Source organism: bacterium (assembly GCA_016700035.1).
Classification (GTDB): domain Bacteria; phylum Patescibacteriota; class Saccharimonadia; order CAILAD01.
In genome coordinates, this window is the sequence record CP064998.1 from 820,055 (window position 1) to 837,409 (window position 17,355).

Consider the following 17,355-nt stretch of genomic DNA (forward strand, 5'->3'; position numbering starts at 1 on the left):
AAAGAAGTTGACCTCAAGCTTATTAGATGTATCAATACGACAATATAAGCTATCGAGAGCCAACCTCACATTTATAAAAAGCCTAAAACTCTATATTCTATTTTACCGTTTTTTTCGCCTTAGGGGGAGCCTTTTTTTCTTTATCAACGGAATCGAATAGTGCCTCAAACTCCTTACCTTCGATTGTTTCTTCTTCAATCAGCTTATCGGTAATCTGATCTAGCTTAGCTCGATGACTAATAATTACCTCTTCCGCTCGCTTAGTGGCTTCACGAATAATATGTGCCACCTCTTCATCAATCTTGTCTTGAGTCTGCTCAGAATAATTACGCCCCTCAGCAAACGAACGACCCAAGAAAACCGAACCTTCATGCGATCCAAAAACTTGATTATTCAGCTCACGCCCCATACCATACTCGGTAATCATCCGCCGAGCCAGCTGGTTGGCATGTTTCAAATCGCTCTCAGCCCCAGTGGTGACATCGCCAAACACAATTTTCTCAGCTGTCCGTCCACCCAAACTCATGGTAATCTCATCCAAAAAGTCAGCCACCGAATGAAGGTGCTTATCTTCTGTAGGCAAGCTCCAAGTAACTCCTCCAGCCATACCGCGCGATACAATCGAAACTTTATGTACTGGATTACAATTTTCCAATAGATGCGAGAGTAATGCATGACCAGCTTCGTGATAAGCCGTGATCTTCTTTTCTTTGTCGCTTAAGACATGGCTCTTGCGCTCTGGGCCCAACGCAACTTTTTCAACTGCTTCATGAAAATCAGCTTGAGTAATCTTTTTGCGATCCTTACGGGCAGCGTGAATAGCAGCTTCGTTGGCAATATTTGCCAGATCAGCACCCGACACACCTGGGGTCTTACGAGCAACTTCAGCCAGATTGACATCTTTATCTAATGGTTTCTTTTGGGTGTGTACACCAAGAATCTCTTCGCGTTGCTTCATATCTGGAGCATCAATCGTAACCCGACGGTCAAATCGACCAGGTCGCAGTAATGCTGGGTCTAGCACATCCGGTCGGTTGGTGGCAGCCATTACAATTACATTAGTACCCTGCTCAAATCCATCCATCTCTACCAATATTTGATTGAGTGTCTGCTCGCGTTCATCATGTCCGCCACCCAGGCCAGTACCACGCTGACGGCCAACTGCATCAATCTCATCAATAAACACAATACATGGTGAGTTTTTCTTAGCTCTAGCGAATAAATCGCGCACTCGGCTGGCACCAACACCAACAAACATTTCAACAAACTCCGAACCAGAGATTGAGAAAAATGGCACACCAGCCTCACCGGCAACAGCGCGTGCCATCAAGGTTTTACCAGTACCAGGTGAGCCAAAAAGCAACACGCCTTTAGGAATCTTGGCTCCCAAAGCCTCAAACTTTTTAGGATATTTTAGAAATTCTACAATCTCTTGCAATTCTTGCTTGGCTTCAATCGCTCCGGCCACGTCGCTAAAGGTTACTTTTTGAGTCTCACCACCTGCCACACGAGCCTTCGAGCGACCAAAGCTCATAGCAGCATTATTCTGACCCTGAGCCTGACGCATAATAAAGTAGAAGAAGCCAATAATAAATACCACTGGCAGGAAGGCAAACAGGGCATCCATCCACTTGCCCGAACCATCATCAGGATTTTGCGGATCGATCTTTACCTTTGAATAATCCACACCGTAGTCGGTCAACATGGCGTTAGCCTCCATAAAGGCTTCCTGTTTCTGGCCGTCTTTTAGCTTAATTAAAAGTTGCTGGCCGTTTATTTTAATCGACTCAACATTATCTTTTCTAGTTTCTTCCAGCAACCTAGACAGCGATACAGACTGAGGCTTTTCTTGAGTTTGGCTATTTAAAACTAATAGCCCAATCAAAACCACCGTTCCAATAAGGACATATATCATATTCCGTGGGATTTTCTTGATCATATTTTACCTACCTTCTAAAACTAAGCCACTTTTACGGCCAACGTGTGGGCTGGCGCATCTACCCCAGCTGGTGCAAAATGCCTACTCCGAGCAAGTCTTGGTACTAGGGCCACCTCATTTTTTTCCGTCACCACAATTGGCCACGTCAAACGCTCACTTCGGGGAACTTTTCTATCAACAAAAATGTCTTGAATCTTCTTCGTGCCACGCATTCCAATGGGTGCTATTCTATCGCCCGACTGCCACCTACGCACATAATAGGTATGCGGCCTAAGATAATGACTAGCAAGACAAGTTCCATCATCTACTTGCCCGTCCTGTAGTACCAGATTAAATTTACCAAACTGCAGTACTTTTCCAAATGGAAGCTGCTGAGTCTTATCCGATACGGAATATTCAGGTGTTGCCGAACGCAAGACGAACTTCACTCTATCATATTCTCGCGCCATCAGCAACCCTGGTAGAGCCTCCGAATAGCTCCCCGAACTAGCACTTGCCCACCAGGCCAGTGCCGAATCTAGATTACGCTGTGAAATCCGCCGGCCAGCAGTTAGTTGACGCGCCATATACGAAAGTAAATTTAACTGGACTAATGGCGAAAGTCGTAAAAACTTCACTCGGTCAATCTCATAGCCGCCAGCAATCTTATCACCAATTTCGGCAAGTAAATGTCCTAGCTTCTGCTCAATTCGATCATTTATCGTCTCTAGATGGTCAATCCAATTAGATAGATTATTATGGTAGTGCGCATCTTGAGTTGGCGCAAAATGCATGAGCTCATGGCGAATTAGATTACGCGTGTAGGATCGATCATTATTGGTGGCATCTTCTCGCCACTGCAAATCACGCAATGCCGCATAGGTAATTAAATCCCCTCGCCCAAAACCAATTAAAGGGCGCACCACAATATCATGCCTATTGCCGAGGCTCGTCAGGCCAACCCGATCGGCACCCCGAATAGCATGCCAAGCCGTCGTCTCCAGCCTATCGTGCCGATGATGAGCGGTGACAATTTTATCCGCACCTGCCTCACGACGAACTTCATCTAACCAATTGTAGCGAGCCTGGCGCAAAACAGCCTCACTTTGGGGGGTTCTTGGTAAAACACCCAATAAATATTTATATCCGTACCGATCAGCCAATGCCCCCACAAAGCTAGCATCATCAGCCGATGCCTCACGCTGACCATGATCTAGGTGTGCAACAATTAATTGCCAATCCCATTTTTCTTGTAAGCGATGTAGTAAATCTAAAAGTGTAACCGAGTCACGCCCACCAGAAACCGCCACGATATATGTACCGTGCTCTGGCATAAGCGCTTGCCGTCTAAGGGTTTTTTCAAGCTGATGGAGCATATATTCTATTGTAGCCCAGTCTGGGTCTTAACGCATCTCCACCACATACGACATTAAACAAAATCATATCCATATCGGCTGGGTTGGAGTTAGTATTGACATCTGTAATAGCTTGACGCAATGAACCAGCATCAGAGTCATTGACGTTAGTAACAGTAAAAGTAGCTGAAGTGACTTAAGCATGAGGTGCCATAAAAAAGAAACCTGCCACCATCACTTAAATAACAGAAGTAATTTTTGTAAGCAAACTATACACCCTCATAAATATCTCTTCTCACTTATATAGCAAGCATAAATTATTTCAAAACTAACTAGTCTTTTTTAGCTTCCACTACAATGCGACCATCAGCCGAGCCTGATAATGTACAACTATAGAGTGTTAGCTTTGAATCACTCGTTGCATCCTCAATCTCCACCGCATCTGGTGCTACATCATATATTTTTGTCACTTTATAGGTGTACCACTCTTCATTAAAGAACACCCGAATTGTATCGCCCACCACCAACTTATCTAAATTATAGAACGGTGAACGAACTTTCGTTAAAACTGGATCGCCAGCAATCTTAAAACGATGAGCTGATAAAATAAAATTGCCACCTTTTACAGGATTGCCTCGATCTGGAAAACGATGCCAAGCGCCCTTCTCAAGAGCTTCAGCTCCACCAGTATAAAAGGGTACCTCCAGATTAATTTTTTCTATCTGAATTCTATCCCTCATATCGTTAGAGTCATCTGTAGTACTCAAGTCAATCCCACTCTTAACCGGTAATTTAGTTTGGGTTGGTGCCAAAAGTAGAAGCCCCAAATATAAACCAATCACAAGAAAAACGACAGCAAGTATTAAAGCCAATACCCTACCGAGACCAGTCCGTCGAGACCGTTTTAGTGACGACCCCCGAAACTGCTTACTATTACGATTTTTTGCAAAACGCATATGTTATTTATTATATGCGTATTTGCTAAAAATAAAAAACTATAAACCAAGAGATTCGTTTAGAGCCGATTGTGAAGTTGTGACGGTAATACCAGAATTCTTAACCAGCTGAAGTTGTCGCTGTAAAGTTGCCGGACTAACACTCCAGGCATTTTTATTATCACCAGACACTTCATGCCAAACCAAGATAAGCCAGCCATTTGAGGCTTTAGCCTGATTGATAGCCGTAATGATTTCGGCATCAGTAGTGGTGTTTAAGACTATAAAACTATTAAGGTTATAGCGATCAAAATTAGCTTTGGTATTGGCAATTGGTTCGCAATTTCGAGAGCTCTGATACAAAGTTTTTGCAACACTCACAACACTAGCACTCGATTCACAGTATGGTGTAGCCAATAACCTAGTTGGTTCGCCCAGTAGATTATCCAAGTAATTCTTGCTGGCAGTTAACTCACTAGACATTTGAGCTTGACCAAGGCCAGGCAAGCTTGGATGTGAAATTGTATGACTACCAATATCACCACGCTTGTTCCAATCCTTAATTTGCGCCGGAGTCATATAAGTGCCATTTCCATAATTAGCATTGTTGATTGCCGTATCGGTAATGATGTACTGAGTTGGGCGCCAGCCAAAGCTCTCCACTAATGGTAGTCCGTGTTGGTAAGCACTATTCCAGCCGTCATCAAACTCGATCGAAACTAAGGGTCGCGAAAATGGCTGATGAGTTGAAGGTGGTGGAGTGGTGGGTGTTGGTGGTGGAGTGGTGGGTGTTGGCACTCCTGCACCACTTAAGCTATAGCCATCAGTCTGCAGCCAACCGTTGCGAGCAATTAAATGATAAATGGTCATACGTTTTGCACCTTGCGGTACCGTCAAGGTTGCCTTCACCTGTTTCCAGGTAGCCTTACTAGCTCCTACATCCTTGAGCCACAAATACTGCACAGAACCATCCTGCATCTCAATTTCTGCATCAATTTCGGTACGCACATTTGACTTATACCAGTTCGAATATGTGTAAGTGGTGCCAGGCTGTACATCAACCGCACCTGGAGTCCAGCGAGCATCGCCATCTTTGTATTTGGTAACTTTTATATAAGCCGAACGTGAGCCACTTTGTGCGCCAGTAGTTGGGACGGAAAAGGCCGCCTGTAAAGATCCCCAACTATCTGGTGAAAAATCAGTAACCTGCCCTGCTCCACCAGCTTCGAGTGATCCGTTATTAATTAAATCTGTTGCGGCTTGAGCATTTTGGGCTAACATAAAAAGCCCCAACATAACTGCGGTAACCATCGCTATCCGTAATTTCATATACTTACCTCCCCTAGTTTCATAATCTAGTATGCATACCTCAGCCCATAAAACCTAGCCAACAAAATACGAATTTTTATCTGACATAAGCAAATTTATGTTCGTAAATTATTGTAAACCATGCTTTTAAAGCTACATTTGTATACTTGTGGTAGAGTCCATCATTCAGACTAGTATATTTCTGTAAAACCACTGTGAATAACGTAAAATAATGACTCTATTGACAGACACACATAAAGCACGTCTGTAGGACCCGAACTATATCATAATTTTTTAATTATTGCAAGTATAAGTTCTATTTTCATGCAGAAAAGACCCTAATAAGCTCGAGGATCTTGGTATATATGCTACTGCAGTGGGCAGATATCAGATATTGAGCGCTCGCTTAATCATAGCAAGATCTCGAGGACTACGATTGCTCTGACGTGATCATTTCGCCGCCTCACGCTTGACTATGGGATCCTTCACAAGTTCAGCTCTCCGTTCGGAAATGTCTCAATCACAACAATCGGCACAGTCCTGGCATCATTGACGGTGACGATGTTGTTTCGAACAGCATCGTAAGCAGCATCTTCAAGACTTAGTCCCCAGCGCTCACCTTGCTCATCTATGACGGTATGGCTGTGGTAGATTTGGCTAAAATTTCTCTTGTTAACGGATTAAAAATAGACCACCGAAGGCCCAAATATCGCCAGTCTAGTTGTTATTAATAATTAATTCAGTCGAGCATCAAGGCGACCCATTGGTGGCTGCGGGTGGATTTGAACCACCGACCTCTGGCTTATGAGTCCATTGCTCTGACCAACTGAGCTACGCAGCCACGGCTAACATACCTTGAACTGCACTATCTTATCAAATATTTGTCAATTTTACCAGATTCAGCATTACTGCCAAACACCACCTACAACTCTATGCTCGTAATACCTCTACATTTTAGGTTTTGAACCAGGGGTAGCTTGGCTTGATCGAGTCTTGCGAAATATTTTAATAAGATCTTGGAAGATATATACAATAATAAACACCACTATAATTGGTACCGTTATAAACGCAATGACTACGGTCGTAAAAGCAGCTACATTGAGGCTATTGCAGATATACCCACCACTCGCACTACTCTCAGATAATCTACAGTTAACTAAATCGGCCACAATCGATATGACAAGCATCATAGCGGCTAACAATGCCACTATCGATATAATTAATAAATATTTTTTGAGCCAAGTGCGCTGATTTAAAAATGACTTCACGCTATCAATTAACTGCATATTGTACTCTCTTACATTATTAACCCTATAAAAATATACTTATTGGGCTGGCGGTTGATCCCCTTCACTAGCCGGTTTACTCACCACAAAACTAATCCGATACTTAAAGACTGGTATTGTTACCACCCTTAAGTGATGCCAAATGGTGTATCGCACACTGGGGTCTTGAGCAATAAGTGGCTTGCGATGACGCTGCCAATCATAAACAACGTATATAACTGCAAAGAAAATTGCCAAAGGAATCGGTAAAAGCCAATATGGTATGCCAGACTCAAATAACATATCTTGTGCCTCCGTCAGTAAAAGCAAATCCTGACAAATAATTATACAATCTCATCGCCACCTATTTTTAAAACACCAATTTGTATGTCTGAAATATTCATTATTGATATTATAGCCGTATCATGACAACCCTGCCACACAATGCTTTTAAAAAACAAAAAGCCCACCAAATTGAGGGCCTAATTTTTGGTAGCGGGGGCAGGATTCGAACCTGCGACCTTCGGGTTATGAGCCCGACGAGCTGCCAGCTGCTCCACCCCGCGATATAAGTAGTATTTTACAGATTTGTAGAGCTTTTGTCAATCTGTTGAAATACTGCTATGCAGATTATTGGGCGCCAAAAAGAAAATCACCCCATTCTTCAAGATGAGATTTCTGCGGTAGCGTTACCTGCGATGTAGTATCTGCACCATGATCAACCTCCTTATGTGTATCACCACGACCAACAATCACAACTTGCTCGCCACTAGTTTGCAAGCCAAGCTTCTCACGGGCAAATCGCTCTTTATAGGCATCACTCTGATAGTAAGATATCTGGGCACGCAGTGCTTCAATATCATTTTCCAACACTACATTTTCTTCCTCTATTTTATCAGCCTTCTCACGAATTGCTGTATTTTTTGCACTTAAATTAACCAATGCAGCCATTACATAAATTGTTGCAATCAGACCCACCCAAAATGCTAAGCGAGTATAGTCAAAAATCTTATCTTTAAGAGTTGGCTTCATAATGACATTGTAGCATGTGTAGTACTTGCGCTAAGCTACCAGCTACCGCCGCCGCCGCCACCAGCGCCACCACCAGAAAACCCACCACCAGACCCACCGCTCGATGACGGAGGTGAGGTATGCGATGAAACATTAGTTGAGAATGAGCTTGTTAACATGTTTGTAAACAAGACCGGACTCGAACTATGTGCGCCATGATACCAGCTATGTGTTGCCGGTTCGATATCAATCCCCTCAAACTGTTTGGCCCATTGTTTTTCAACCCCTAGAGCTATGGCGTAAGGCAATAATTTAGTGAAACGCTCTGGAGTTTTATCTGGAGCTTCGGCAAACTTCATACGATCTTTCTCGGCTACATTAAGATATAGCTTAAGGCCTTCAGCCTGTGCCCAAACATCATAACCTTTTTCAGTAAGGTTTTGTGGCGATAAGAATCTTTGCTTTTCAGCAAATAATCCAGCCAACTTTAAGCTATCGGTTAACTGTGTACGAACCGAAGATACCACCTTTACCATATCATTCGGCTTTAACTCGTCAACATAAATTGTTGGACCGCCACTAAAGACACCCTGCAAAAGAGTTTGCTCAGCAGTAGATAATTTATCTGCACTCTTTGCAGATGTGAGCAAAAACCGATCTTTGGTGCCGAAAAAGCGCTTTTGCTGTTCATAGCCAATAGTTAAATGACCACGCCGAGCCAGGTCTATCAACATAGCCGTTACCTCACGACTATCGGCAACTTCGTCAGAGATCAGGCCCACTTGGCCTGGCGATAATTCGGCGGGAGCTTCAAACTGAGCCACCACAGTTTCTTGCTTACGACGGGCTTGTCGTGCCATCGAACGACGAATAAAAATTGCTGTCACCCCAAGAGCAATCAGCAATGCAACAATATTCATTATACTTTTCAGATTTGCTAGCCATCCCGGCCAATTGCCCCGGTCCATCTCTGGCTTCTGGTTGCTTATAGTCGCAAAGGCTCCTTCTTGAAATGACCCCGGTTGAACAAGCAAATCAACTGTCATACCTTCACCTGCTGGAAGGGGCTTGGTAGCGCGTACCTGCACACTATTCTGATTATCCGAGCTCCCAATAATAATACAATCCTTATTTTTTTCTCCCTGCTTACCCGTAAAACACTCTTGCTTTAAGACGGTCGCACCTGCGGGTAAGTTAATATGCCCACTCACATCTTGAGCTGGTACATCCCACCCCGTACCATGAACATTTAAAGTAATATAGTCTCCAGCTGGATCTTTCCGTACAACCGGGCTAAGGCTATACCGCACGCCGTATTCCTGAACCCCACCAATTCTACTATCTGGATTGCCTATCGTGATGCGCTGAAAAGCCCCTTCTTGAACTTTCTTGGCAGGCTCCTCCGACCCTCCACGCGTAACGCCATTGAGTGCGAAATCAAAATACAGATACTTACCTTCATCAATCTGACCAACATACGGAATCTTTCGATAAATACCATGCCTTTGACCATCAAAAGAATAAAGTATTTTTTCATAAAAATTAGCTACACCATCTTGAGTGACCGCAATATCAGTTGATATGGATTTGATTGAATCGGCTTTTGCGCTCAGTGGAGCAATCAGACCTAATGCCACTATAATAACCCAAGCCAATCGACGCATTTTTACTCCCATCGGAACACTAGTGTTGCAATAATATATATAATTACACCCCACACCAAAAGCCCAAGGAGCTCTGAGTGTAGTGCCCAAAGGCTGGCTCCTTCGGTAGCAATTTTACGCAAAGCATCAACCAGAAATGTTAGTGGCAATAGTCTTGTGATACTCTCTAGCCACTGTGGCAATCCTTCGCGCGGAAAGAATACGCCAGATAAAAACAGCATGGGGAATTGAATTAACTGCGCTACCGGTGTGGCCTGGTTTTCATCTCGTGCCCAGCCCGCTATTGCAAAGCCAATACCTAAAAATACTGCCGATCCCAAAGCTGCCACAAAAAGAAAGCTTAGGAGTGAGCCAATCATGTGAGCGTCAAAAATCCACATCCCAAGCGCCAAAAGTAATAAAACTTGCACAACCGATATGATAAGCCGGCTAGTGCCTTGCGCCACAACAAAATACATTGGGCGAGTTGGAGTAGCTTGTATGCGACGTAGCTGGCCAGTTGTTTTGTAAGCTACAAAGGCAAAAGCTACGGCAAATATCCCTAATTGCATAATCGACATGGCAATCACGCCAGGTAAAAAGAAATCAATTTGTGATAAATTATTAGTCTTAACACCTTTAGACTCCACACTCAAAACCACTGGCGCCTGAGTGGCCTGCGCATTAAAGCCAGCTACTATCTGCGATAAAATTAAGTTTGTTGTCTGGCCAACCTGCGGATTCCCTTCATTATAGTAGGTCTGAATAGTGGCTGGCTTCAGGCTGCGTGTGGCTGGGTCGGGCTGACCAAATGTATCCGGCACAATCACTTGCAAGTCTATCTGGCCTCGCCCCAGTAAATCAGCCGCTTCCCCTTCACTTACTTCCTTTACAGTAAAAGCCTTAACCTCTTTTAAGGATTGGACAAACTTTTGCGATAGCTCCGTCTGGCTGTAATTTGTAATTGCTATATCAGTCTTAAAGTCATTACTCTGAAACAAAAAGCCAAACACAAATATCAGAATCACTGGAATAAACAATGTAAAAAATACACCAGTCTTATTGCGGAAGTACATCTTCATACTGGCAACCGTTAGGGCATGAAGCGCATATATTCGACGCTTCAAAAGTGCAGTATCGGGCTTTTTGGCTTTACTCATTCCCGCAATTCCTTACCAGTTAAATCAATAAATACATCCTCAAGTGTTGCTGGAGCTACCTGGCGATGCGGTTTAAAGCCTCGCTTTAATAATGACTTAATTAGATTTTCTGGTGTATCAAGAGCTACAATCTTACCTTCATCCATAATCGCAATTCGATCACACAAATATTCTGCCTCATCCATATAATGGGTAGTAATAATAACCGTCTTGCCAGAAGCTTGGATCTGGCGAACCAACTCCCAAAGATTACGCCTAGCCTGCGGATCCAGCCCGGTAGTTGGCTCATCTAAAAATAAAACAATCGGATCATTAACTAGTGCGGCAGCAATCGAAAAACGCTGTCGTTGGCCACCCGAAAGCTCTTTAGCTTGAGCCTTTGATTTTTCAGTTAAGTCAACTTCCTCTAAGAGTTCCTTGGGGTCTTTATTTTGATCATACAGATTAGAAAATAGATGTAAAATCTCAACTAAAGATAGCTTTTCAAAAAAACTAGAGCTTTGTAGCTGTACACCAATCTTCTCTTTGACTTCATACGGATCTTTTGCCACATCCGTCCCATCAATTACAATCGACCCAGAAGTAATCTCGCGCATCCCCTCCATCATTTCTAAAGTGGTAGTTTTACCTGCACCGTTCGGCCCCAATATACCAAAGACTTCACCCTTTTTCACTGCGAAGCTCACCCCCCGAACTGCTTCGAAGTCATCGTAGCTTTTATGTAAATTCTTGACGGTAATTAGTGCCATGCAGTATTAAGTATACTGCAAACTGGTATAAAAAATTAAGTTTCCATAAAGTAGAAATTTATATTCCATGAATAATGCTTTTGTCATAAACTAGCAGAAGCAGGTACAATATAGGAGCTTCCCAAACTAGCAATATAGTGTGGGCCCGTAGCTCAGTGGTTATTGTGACGTAGTCGCGCTTTAAAAAACTGCTCTAACCATAACCTTTGAGCTACGGATCTACGAGAAAGATTCGTAAATATAGTGTGGGCCCGTAGCTCAGTGGTTAGAGCAGTCGACTCATAATCGATTGGCCGCTGGTTCAAATCCAGCCGGGCCCACCACATAATCACCTTATAGTAGGTGATTTTTTATAAAAAATAACCCCGTATCAACGAGGTTATTTTAGTTTTTAAAAGCCTTTTATGCTACAGCGCCGTCAGCCGGTGGTGCAGCTGGAGCCTCAGGAACAGCTGGAGCCTCAGGTATAGGATTGGGCGCTCCTTCAACTGCTTGGTCCGGAGTTGGCTCAACTGGAGCTTCTGGAGCGGCTGGCGCCTCAGTTACAGCTGGCGCTTCTGGAGCTGGGGCAGCTGGTGCCTCTGGTGTGGTTGGCTCTGGTGCAGCTACCGGAGCTCCTGCTGGATCTGGCTGAGTTACTACACCAGGAGTTGGCGTAGCTGGTTCTGGTTGTGTCTGTGGGTCCATAAAATCTTTTCTCCTTTAGGTAATTTAGTATGGGATACTACGATTATATCAGTTCTACTTATCAGGGGCCAACCATAACAAAAACCCACCATATAGGTGGGTTTTTGCGTTCTAAAAGAATCGGTCTTACTTATTCTCTTTTTTGAGGATTGGAAGACCTGTACGGGTGTTTTCAACAACCATGTAGCCCTCTGGCAAAGCGTCAATTGCACCTTCCTTAGCTTCGCGAGCGAAGAAGTAAATACGTTGCTGACGACCACCCTTTAGGGTTACGTCGCGCTGGTGCAAAATGTAAGTTTGACCTTTTGAATTAGTGTGCTGGTATGCCATATCTTGTTTCACTCCTTATTACTAGTTATGTTTCCAGGTTAGGCCAGGAGAGCCAACCTGTCAACACCTTTACGCAAACTTTTTTATATTTTCTTCTGATCTACAGGTTAGGACAGCTTAAAATATAATTGGTATCATTCGACTATCTCACCCATTACTTTTTATTGCCGAAGGCTTGATAGACATCTCTTTTGTCCGCTCTGGCCTCAAAATATCCATACCTCTACCGCCAATTAATGCTACCCCCAAAATGAAAGCCGTCAAACTAATAACTGCACCAAGTACCGGCACTAAGCCGACTACCGCTAAAGTTACAAACCCAATTATCGTAGCAACTAGCTCAGTAGTGTAGCTGGCTGTCTTTGTATTTTTATTATTTGACTGAAGCTTTTCCATAATTAGCCTACCAATAAAGTTAGCGCTAGCTGTAGGAGCCATCACAAGTACTAATATAAATAGTAGCGCCAACACGGCAGCTAATGGTATGCCGATAATCGTAAATAGCATCAAGATTAACACTATTGGTACAATCACCACCAATGCCACAGCCTTAAGGCAATCATAAAATAGTCTCCTATTAAGACCAGTAGCGGTACTGAAAAATAGTTTTGGCGCAACATAAAGCAATACGCTGGCAATCAATATATTAGCAATTAGCCAATACACCAAATCTACCAACTGAATCATGATACGCTCTTGAGTTGAAGTAGCACGATCTGGCTCAGCCCGCTTAATAGAACCCTGAATTGAACGATCGTTCTCGATAGCAACCTGATTTTGTGAACTATAGTTAAGATTTCCTCCAATCTCACTCGATCCCTGAACGGTGATTTTCTCACCCGCAACCGTAACATCTCCACCAGTCTTGCCCGCTATTACCACCTCGGTGCCAGCTACATAAATGCTTTGATCCACGTCACCGCGTATTGAAAGTTCGCCACCAGCAGCAAACAAATTCTGAATACTAGCTTGCTCGCCCAGCTGAACAGTGCTACCGGCAAGAAAAACTGAAGCTGAATCCTGAGAGCTAACCTCCACATCAGCACCAGCAACATGAATATTGCCGTCAACCCTCCCCCTAACGACCACCTTTTCTGCCACCGCATAAACACTCCCCTTAACCGAGCCATCAATCTCAACTTCACCACCGGCGACTATCACATCACCCTGCACAGTCCCCTTAATCAATATTTTGTCAGCAGCTCTAATATAGATACCATTTATTGTTTGGTCGGCTGATAGTTCAGCCAAAGTATCGGCAGCTCGCGCAATGCCAACCGAAAATAGTACCACAAATAAAGCAATAATTAAGCTAATTAGGATTTTTGGGGATTTCATATTTTTATTAAACGCCGAAAATACATTAAACACAAGACTTGACACGTTCGTAACTTGTTCGTTATTATTGATTTAAGAGCAGTATTCATAAAGGAGGGATTATGATCCGCAAACCACTTACTAAAAAACAAAAGCGAACACTAGATTATGTTTCGTCTTTTATCGAGCAACACGGCTACTCACCAAGCTACCGTGAGATTGCTAATGGACTAAAGCTTAATTCTGTCGCTACTGTCGCCCAGCATATCGACTCGCTTGTCGCAAAGGGCCTTCTAACTAAAGGAAATAACTCTGCTCGTTCCCTCCTCCCAGTTGGCGAAGTTGAGGCCGCTACTATTACCGACTCTGGTATGCGCCTGCCTATTTTAGGACTCATCGCTGCTGGTTCGCCAATTGAAACCGTCTCTGGCCATCCAGATACTCTGGAAGTTCCACCTTTCATGGTTGGAAAACGCAATAGCTACGTCTTGCAAGTTAAGGGGCAGTCTATGATTAACGACGGCATCCACAGCGGAGACTATGTAGTGGTGCAAGAAAAAGAAGTGCCCTCTAACGGTGAAGTCGTAGTGGCACTAGTTAATGGCTCGGAGGCTACCCTCAAGCGCTACTATAAAGAAGCTGGTCGAGTACGTCTGCAGCCCGCCAACGATACTATGGACCCCATTTATATAACACCAGATATGGATCTCCAAATTCAAGGAGTAGTAATTGGTCTAATCCGTAAGTATAACTAGCTACTGATATCGCTATTTTGACTACCGACTAGAATATTGCGTCTGCATGTCTGAAGTAAACTATCAGTGAGCGAATAATATAAATATTCAAAAAAGTTCCGACTACAGCGGCCAACATCTCAACTACACCAATAATCACCTGGGATGACAATGAATATACTCCCCTGGCAAACAAGTTAGCCCAAAATGGCCCTAGCCACTTAATCGTAAGTATCAAAGTGATAATCATTCCTGCAAGCAACAATAGCTTTATGAGAGGCACCCTAATCCTATCCTGAAAATGCCCTCGGTTAGAAAAGGCTGTTTCTACAATTAGGCCATTACGGGCAGTAGTAAAGAAGGCCATACCTAGCCAGAATAGCGTATAAACCCCCAGCCCCACTGTGCCCCAAAAAAGCACAATAGTGATCCAGTTTACTATCTGTAAGTCACCATATACCATCAGCTGACTACCAATCTGTTGAGCTAGGGCAGCCGAATCAACACTCGTCGAACCACTCAAAACTTTAGCGATCGTCTTAATATTAACTGCTACTAGGTACAGGATAGACGTTGCAATGTAGGCTATAAACCCCACTGGCGCAGCAACCGCATAGCTTCGAGCCCGAGCCTCTTGTAGCTCACGCCCGGGATCTTGCATGACGGCTTGCTGTTGAATTTGAGCCGATGTTTGTGGCGTTACAAGATACTTTTCGTTCATAGGAGTTTTTAAGAAGATTTCTCCGTCACAACAATCACCGTCATGGTCTTACCTTCCTTAGTATCTTGCGTCACAATAAACGATAGCTTGCGTGGTGTTTTCTCAGCAAAACCAACTCCCATCGCAAAATAGCTTGACTGACCTTCGGACTTCGCCCAACCTTGAGTCGCCAACTGCTCCTCATAATATGCAGTTATCTTCTGCACATCATCGGCAGACTGCAAGGTAACATTTGACCCTTCACCCTCTTTGACCACAGAATAAACCACCGTTGCGCCAGGATACACTGGAATATCGGAAGGGTAATTCTTGGGCAGCTCAGCTTTACTGGAAAATGTCCCCTGCCCATCTTGAGTAGTCACTTCTATGGAGCCACTTTTTTCATCAACTTTTATTTTATTATCTCGCACAAAACCAAAAATTGTACTAGCTGCAAAAATGCCAGCAATAATAGCTCCCACAAATAAAAAGGCTACAACGCCAGCAACACCAATGGCTATTTTGACACCAGTTGACATGGGTTTTTTTGTATTATTTTTTGATGGACCAGCTGGTAACTTTGCCATAATATATACCTCTTATGGCTATATTGTACCACCTATAATGGCCTGAGCAACGCAGGAGGCGACTCGTTTATCAAAAACATCCGGCACTATGTTATCAACCGTAGGCTCGTCAATGATGTCCGCCAAGGCTTGAGCAACGCGCAACTTATCGTCTACTGTAATATTTTTCTTTCGAGCAGCCATCAAGCCGCGAAATAATCCAGGAAACACCAACACATTATTGATCTGGTTCGGAAAGTCCGATCGACCAGTAGCCACAACTGTAGCACCAGCTTTTTTAGCATCTTCCGGCAATATTTCTGGCTCCGGATTTGCCAGCGCAAAAATAATTGGCTCACTATTCATAGCTCGGATAATCCGCTCATTAAAAGCTCCCGCCACCGAAACACCAATCAGTACATCTGCTCCATTTGAGGCATCTCGCAAGTCGCCCATTTGTTGAGTGGAACTAATCTGAGCTAATGCAAGCTTCTCAGAAGATAAATCCGTACGATTGGTCGATAAAATACCTTTTGAATCAACCACCAATAACTCACCCACACCCGCAGCATGCAACAATCGCGCTATACCCGATCCAGCTGCTCCAGCACCATTCACCACCACCTTGCACTGCGCCAAATCCTTACCCACCACCTTTAAGGCATTATATAACCCTGCCAGTACAACAATGGCCGTGGCATGCTGATCGTCATGCACCACCGGAATATCTAGCTCTTCTTGCAGGCGTCGCTCAATCTCAAAACAAGCTGGCGCTGCGATATCTTCTAAATTTATCCCACCAAAGCCTGGCGCGATCGCACGCACCGTCCGTACCACTTCTTCCGCATCCTGCGTTGCCAGCACAATTGGCCAGGCGTTCACCCCACCCAGCTCGCGAAACAACATCGCCTTACCTTCCATCACCGGCAAAGCGGCCCGCGGCCCCACATTGCCTAACCCCAACACCGCCGAGCCGTCACTAACTACTGCGACTGCCCCAGCTGTACTGGTTAGCTCCCGAACACGCTCTGGATTTTCAATAATTTCTTTGGAAACCAAAGCAACCCCCGGCGTATAAAAGGCCGTCAAAGACTCGGGCGTGAGTTCGGCATTAGCTTCAATGTGGATCTTGCCATGATACTTTTTGTGATATTCAATCGGATCGATGTCGGGCTCCTATCTTTTTCTCATTTAGCTTCTCTAAAATAATTATTGTTAAGGCCACGCTAGTTGTGGCGACAACCACACCCCACACAGTGTCAATTATAGAAATACCAAGCTGCCAGTCAGAAAAAAGCTGTAAATTTCTAATATTGCTGAGGCCAAATATTGCTAAGCCATAAATTCCAGCTCGCAGGAGCGATTTGCCCATACCAGCTCGCTTATCGCCAGAAAACAATGCTAACCAAACTAGCCCAGCCGTAAAAAATAGTCCAAAAACCATAAACCATACTGCCGAGAACCCAGCCGTTGCATAGGGCTCTAGTGCACGACTATATATCCCATCTGCCGCCCATTGCGTCCAGGTATAGTGTAGAGCCAAAAAGACAGTCAGGCATATGGCGAATGAAGTTATCTTCTTTTGCATTGACTTATATCGTATCATGCTAAAGCTAAAAAGGTAGATGTAGTAAGTGTGTATTGTTTATAAAGTCATAGCTGTACCGTAGCATTTTC

At 43.9% G+C, this 17,355-nt stretch carries 18 protein-coding genes and 3 tRNA genes; 2 read left to right on the top strand and 19 right to left on the bottom strand.

What is annotated here, in order from left to right:
* Positions 1–97: 97 nt before the first annotated feature.
* The 12 genes from ftsH to IPM44_04220 all read right to left on the bottom strand — a co-directional run bounded on the left by ftsH (position 98) and on the right by IPM44_04220 (position 11,344).
* Positions 98–1,927 (bottom strand): ATP-dependent zinc metalloprotease FtsH, encoded by a 1,830-nt coding sequence (gene ftsH / locus IPM44_04165; GenBank protein QQS27378.1) that lies wholly within the window; start codon positions 1,925–1,927, stop codon positions 98–100.
* A gap of 32 nt (positions 1,928–1,959) precedes the next feature.
* Positions 1,960–3,294 (bottom strand): tRNA lysidine(34) synthetase TilS, encoded by a 1,335-nt coding sequence (gene tilS, locus IPM44_04170; protein QQS26880.1) that lies wholly within the window; start codon positions 3,292–3,294, stop codon positions 1,960–1,962.
* Between the two features lie 311 nt (positions 3,295–3,605).
* Positions 3,606–4,229, bottom strand: coding sequence for a sortase (locus IPM44_04175; protein ID QQS26881.1), 624 nt, complete (start codon positions 4,227–4,229; stop codon positions 3,606–3,608).
* Positions 4,230–4,268: 39 nt separating this feature from the next.
* Positions 4,269–5,537: a polysaccharide deacetylase family protein gene (locus IPM44_04180; protein QQS26882.1), complete on the bottom strand. Its 1,269-nt coding sequence runs from the start codon at positions 5,535–5,537 to the stop codon at positions 4,269–4,271.
* Between the two features lie 743 nt (positions 5,538–6,280).
* Positions 6,281–6,357 (bottom strand) — tRNA-Met (locus IPM44_04185).
* Positions 6,358–6,463: 106 nt separating this feature from the next.
* Complete coding sequence (locus tag IPM44_04190) at positions 6,464–6,802, bottom strand: hypothetical protein (GenBank protein QQS26883.1); 339 nt, start codon at positions 6,800–6,802, stop codon at positions 6,464–6,466.
* A gap of 39 nt (positions 6,803–6,841) precedes the next feature.
* A complete protein-coding gene (locus IPM44_04195) occupies positions 6,842–7,084 on the bottom strand; it encodes a hypothetical protein (GenBank protein ID QQS26884.1) in 243 nt (80 codons plus the stop codon).
* Between the two features lie 187 nt (positions 7,085–7,271).
* Positions 7,272–7,347: transfer RNA gene (locus IPM44_04200), tRNA-Met, on the bottom strand.
* Positions 7,348–7,411: 64 nt separating this feature from the next.
* The gene (locus tag IPM44_04205) at positions 7,412–7,813 is read right to left on the bottom strand and encodes a septum formation initiator family protein (protein QQS26885.1); all 402 of its coding nucleotides are present in this window, start codon (positions 7,811–7,813) and stop codon (positions 7,412–7,414) included.
* A 35-nt stretch (positions 7,814–7,848) separates the two neighbouring features.
* Positions 7,849–9,468, bottom strand: a complete 1,620-nt coding sequence (locus IPM44_04210) for a DUF2207 domain-containing protein (GenBank protein QQS26886.1) — start codon at positions 9,466–9,468, stop codon at positions 7,849–7,851.
* Positions 9,459–10,595, bottom strand: coding sequence for an ABC transporter permease (locus tag IPM44_04215; GenBank protein QQS26887.1), 1,137 nt, complete (start codon positions 10,593–10,595; stop codon positions 9,459–9,461). The genes IPM44_04210 and IPM44_04215 overlap by 10 nt, the downstream gene beginning before the upstream one ends.
* The gene (locus IPM44_04220) at positions 10,592–11,344 is read right to left on the bottom strand and encodes an ABC transporter ATP-binding protein (GenBank protein ID QQS26888.1); all 753 of its coding nucleotides are present in this window, start codon (positions 11,342–11,344) and stop codon (positions 10,592–10,594) included. The genes IPM44_04215 and IPM44_04220 overlap by 4 nt, the downstream gene beginning before the upstream one ends.
* 247 nt (positions 11,345–11,591) lie before the next feature.
* Here IPM44_04220 and IPM44_04225 point away from each other — a divergent pair.
* A tRNA-Ile gene (locus IPM44_04225) sits at positions 11,592–11,667 on the top strand.
* Positions 11,668–11,746: 79 nt separating this feature from the next.
* Here IPM44_04225 and IPM44_04230 read toward each other — a convergent pair.
* The 3 genes from IPM44_04230 to IPM44_04240 form a co-directional block, all read right to left on the bottom strand.
* A complete protein-coding gene (locus IPM44_04230; protein QQS26889.1) occupies positions 11,747–12,031 on the bottom strand; it encodes a hypothetical protein in 285 nt (94 codons plus the stop codon).
* A gap of 126 nt (positions 12,032–12,157) precedes the next feature.
* A complete protein-coding gene (locus IPM44_04235) occupies positions 12,158–12,361 on the bottom strand; it encodes a hypothetical protein (protein ID QQS26890.1) in 204 nt (67 codons plus the stop codon).
* Positions 12,362–12,508: 147 nt separating this feature from the next.
* The gene (locus IPM44_04240; GenBank protein ID QQS26891.1) at positions 12,509–13,699 is read right to left on the bottom strand and encodes a polymer-forming cytoskeletal protein; all 1,191 of its coding nucleotides are present in this window, start codon (positions 13,697–13,699) and stop codon (positions 12,509–12,511) included.
* A 101-nt stretch (positions 13,700–13,800) separates the two neighbouring features.
* Here IPM44_04240 and lexA point away from each other — a divergent pair, with 101 nt between their 5' ends.
* Complete coding sequence (lexA, locus tag IPM44_04245; protein ID QQS26892.1) at positions 13,801–14,433, top strand: transcriptional repressor LexA; 633 nt, start codon at positions 13,801–13,803, stop codon at positions 14,431–14,433.
* 28 nt (positions 14,434–14,461) lie between these two features.
* On the opposite strand, the gene IPM44_04250 is transcribed toward lexA, so the two are convergent.
* Genes IPM44_04250 through IPM44_04265 form a run of 4 tightly spaced genes read right to left on the bottom strand, consistent with a single transcriptional unit; the run spans position 14,462 to position 17,266 of the window.
* The gene (locus IPM44_04250) at positions 14,462–15,133 is read right to left on the bottom strand and encodes a hypothetical protein (GenBank protein ID QQS26893.1); all 672 of its coding nucleotides are present in this window, start codon (positions 15,131–15,133) and stop codon (positions 14,462–14,464) included.
* Positions 15,134–15,141: 8 nt separating this feature from the next.
* Positions 15,142–15,699 (bottom strand): hypothetical protein, encoded by a 558-nt coding sequence (locus IPM44_04255; protein ID QQS26894.1) that lies wholly within the window; start codon positions 15,697–15,699, stop codon positions 15,142–15,144.
* Positions 15,700–15,717: 18 nt separating this feature from the next.
* Positions 15,718–16,845, bottom strand: a complete 1,128-nt coding sequence (locus tag IPM44_04260; GenBank protein ID QQS27379.1) for an NADP-dependent malic enzyme — start codon at positions 16,843–16,845, stop codon at positions 15,718–15,720.
* A complete protein-coding gene (locus tag IPM44_04265; GenBank protein QQS26895.1) occupies positions 16,832–17,266 on the bottom strand; it encodes a DUF2177 family protein in 435 nt (144 codons plus the stop codon). Before IPM44_04265 ends, IPM44_04260 begins: the two co-directional genes overlap by 14 nt.
* Positions 17,267–17,355: the final 89 nt, after the last annotated feature.

Bases quoted from the DNA above. Each gene is read 5' to 3' on its own strand.
- tilS (QQS26880.1), bottom strand. From the start codon at position 3,294: ATGCTCCATCAGCTTGAAAAAACCCTTAGACGGCAAGCGCTTATGCCA.
- IPM44_04175 (QQS26881.1), bottom strand. From the start codon at position 4,229: ATGCGTTTTGCAAAAAATCGTAATAGTAAGCAGTTTCGGGGGTCGTCA.
- IPM44_04180 (QQS26882.1), bottom strand. From the start codon at position 5,537: ATGAAATTACGGATAGCGATGGTTACCGCAGTTATGTTGGGGCTTTTT.
- IPM44_04190 (QQS26883.1), bottom strand. From the start codon at position 6,802: ATGCAGTTAATTGATAGCGTGAAGTCATTTTTAAATCAGCGCACTTGG.
- IPM44_04195 (QQS26884.1), bottom strand. From the start codon at position 7,084: ATGTTATTTGAGTCTGGCATACCATATTGGCTTTTACCGATTCCTTTG.
- IPM44_04205 (QQS26885.1), bottom strand. From the start codon at position 7,813: ATGAAGCCAACTCTTAAAGATAAGATTTTTGACTATACTCGCTTAGCA.
- IPM44_04210 (QQS26886.1), bottom strand. From the start codon at position 9,468: ATGGGAGTAAAAATGCGTCGATTGGCTTGGGTTATTATAGTGGCATTA.
- IPM44_04215 (QQS26887.1), bottom strand. From the start codon at position 10,595: ATGAGTAAAGCCAAAAAGCCCGATACTGCACTTTTGAAGCGTCGAATA.
- IPM44_04220 (QQS26888.1), bottom strand. From the start codon at position 11,344: ATGGCACTAATTACCGTCAAGAATTTACATAAAAGCTACGATGACTTC.
- IPM44_04230 (QQS26889.1), bottom strand. From the start codon at position 12,031: ATGGACCCACAGACACAACCAGAACCAGCTACGCCAACTCCTGGTGTA.
- IPM44_04235 (QQS26890.1), bottom strand. From the start codon at position 12,361: ATGGCATACCAGCACACTAATTCAAAAGGTCAAACTTACATTTTGCAC.
- IPM44_04240 (QQS26891.1), bottom strand. From the start codon at position 13,699: ATGAAATCCCCAAAAATCCTAATTAGCTTAATTATTGCTTTATTTGTG.
- lexA (QQS26892.1), top strand. From the start codon at position 13,801: ATGATCCGCAAACCACTTACTAAAAAACAAAAGCGAACACTAGATTAT.
- IPM44_04250 (QQS26893.1), bottom strand. From the start codon at position 15,133: ATGAACGAAAAGTATCTTGTAACGCCACAAACATCGGCTCAAATTCAA.
- IPM44_04255 (QQS26894.1), bottom strand. From the start codon at position 15,699: ATGGCAAAGTTACCAGCTGGTCCATCAAAAAATAATACAAAAAAACCC.
- IPM44_04265 (QQS26895.1), bottom strand. From the start codon at position 17,266: ATGCAAAAGAAGATAACTTCATTCGCCATATGCCTGACTGTCTTTTTG.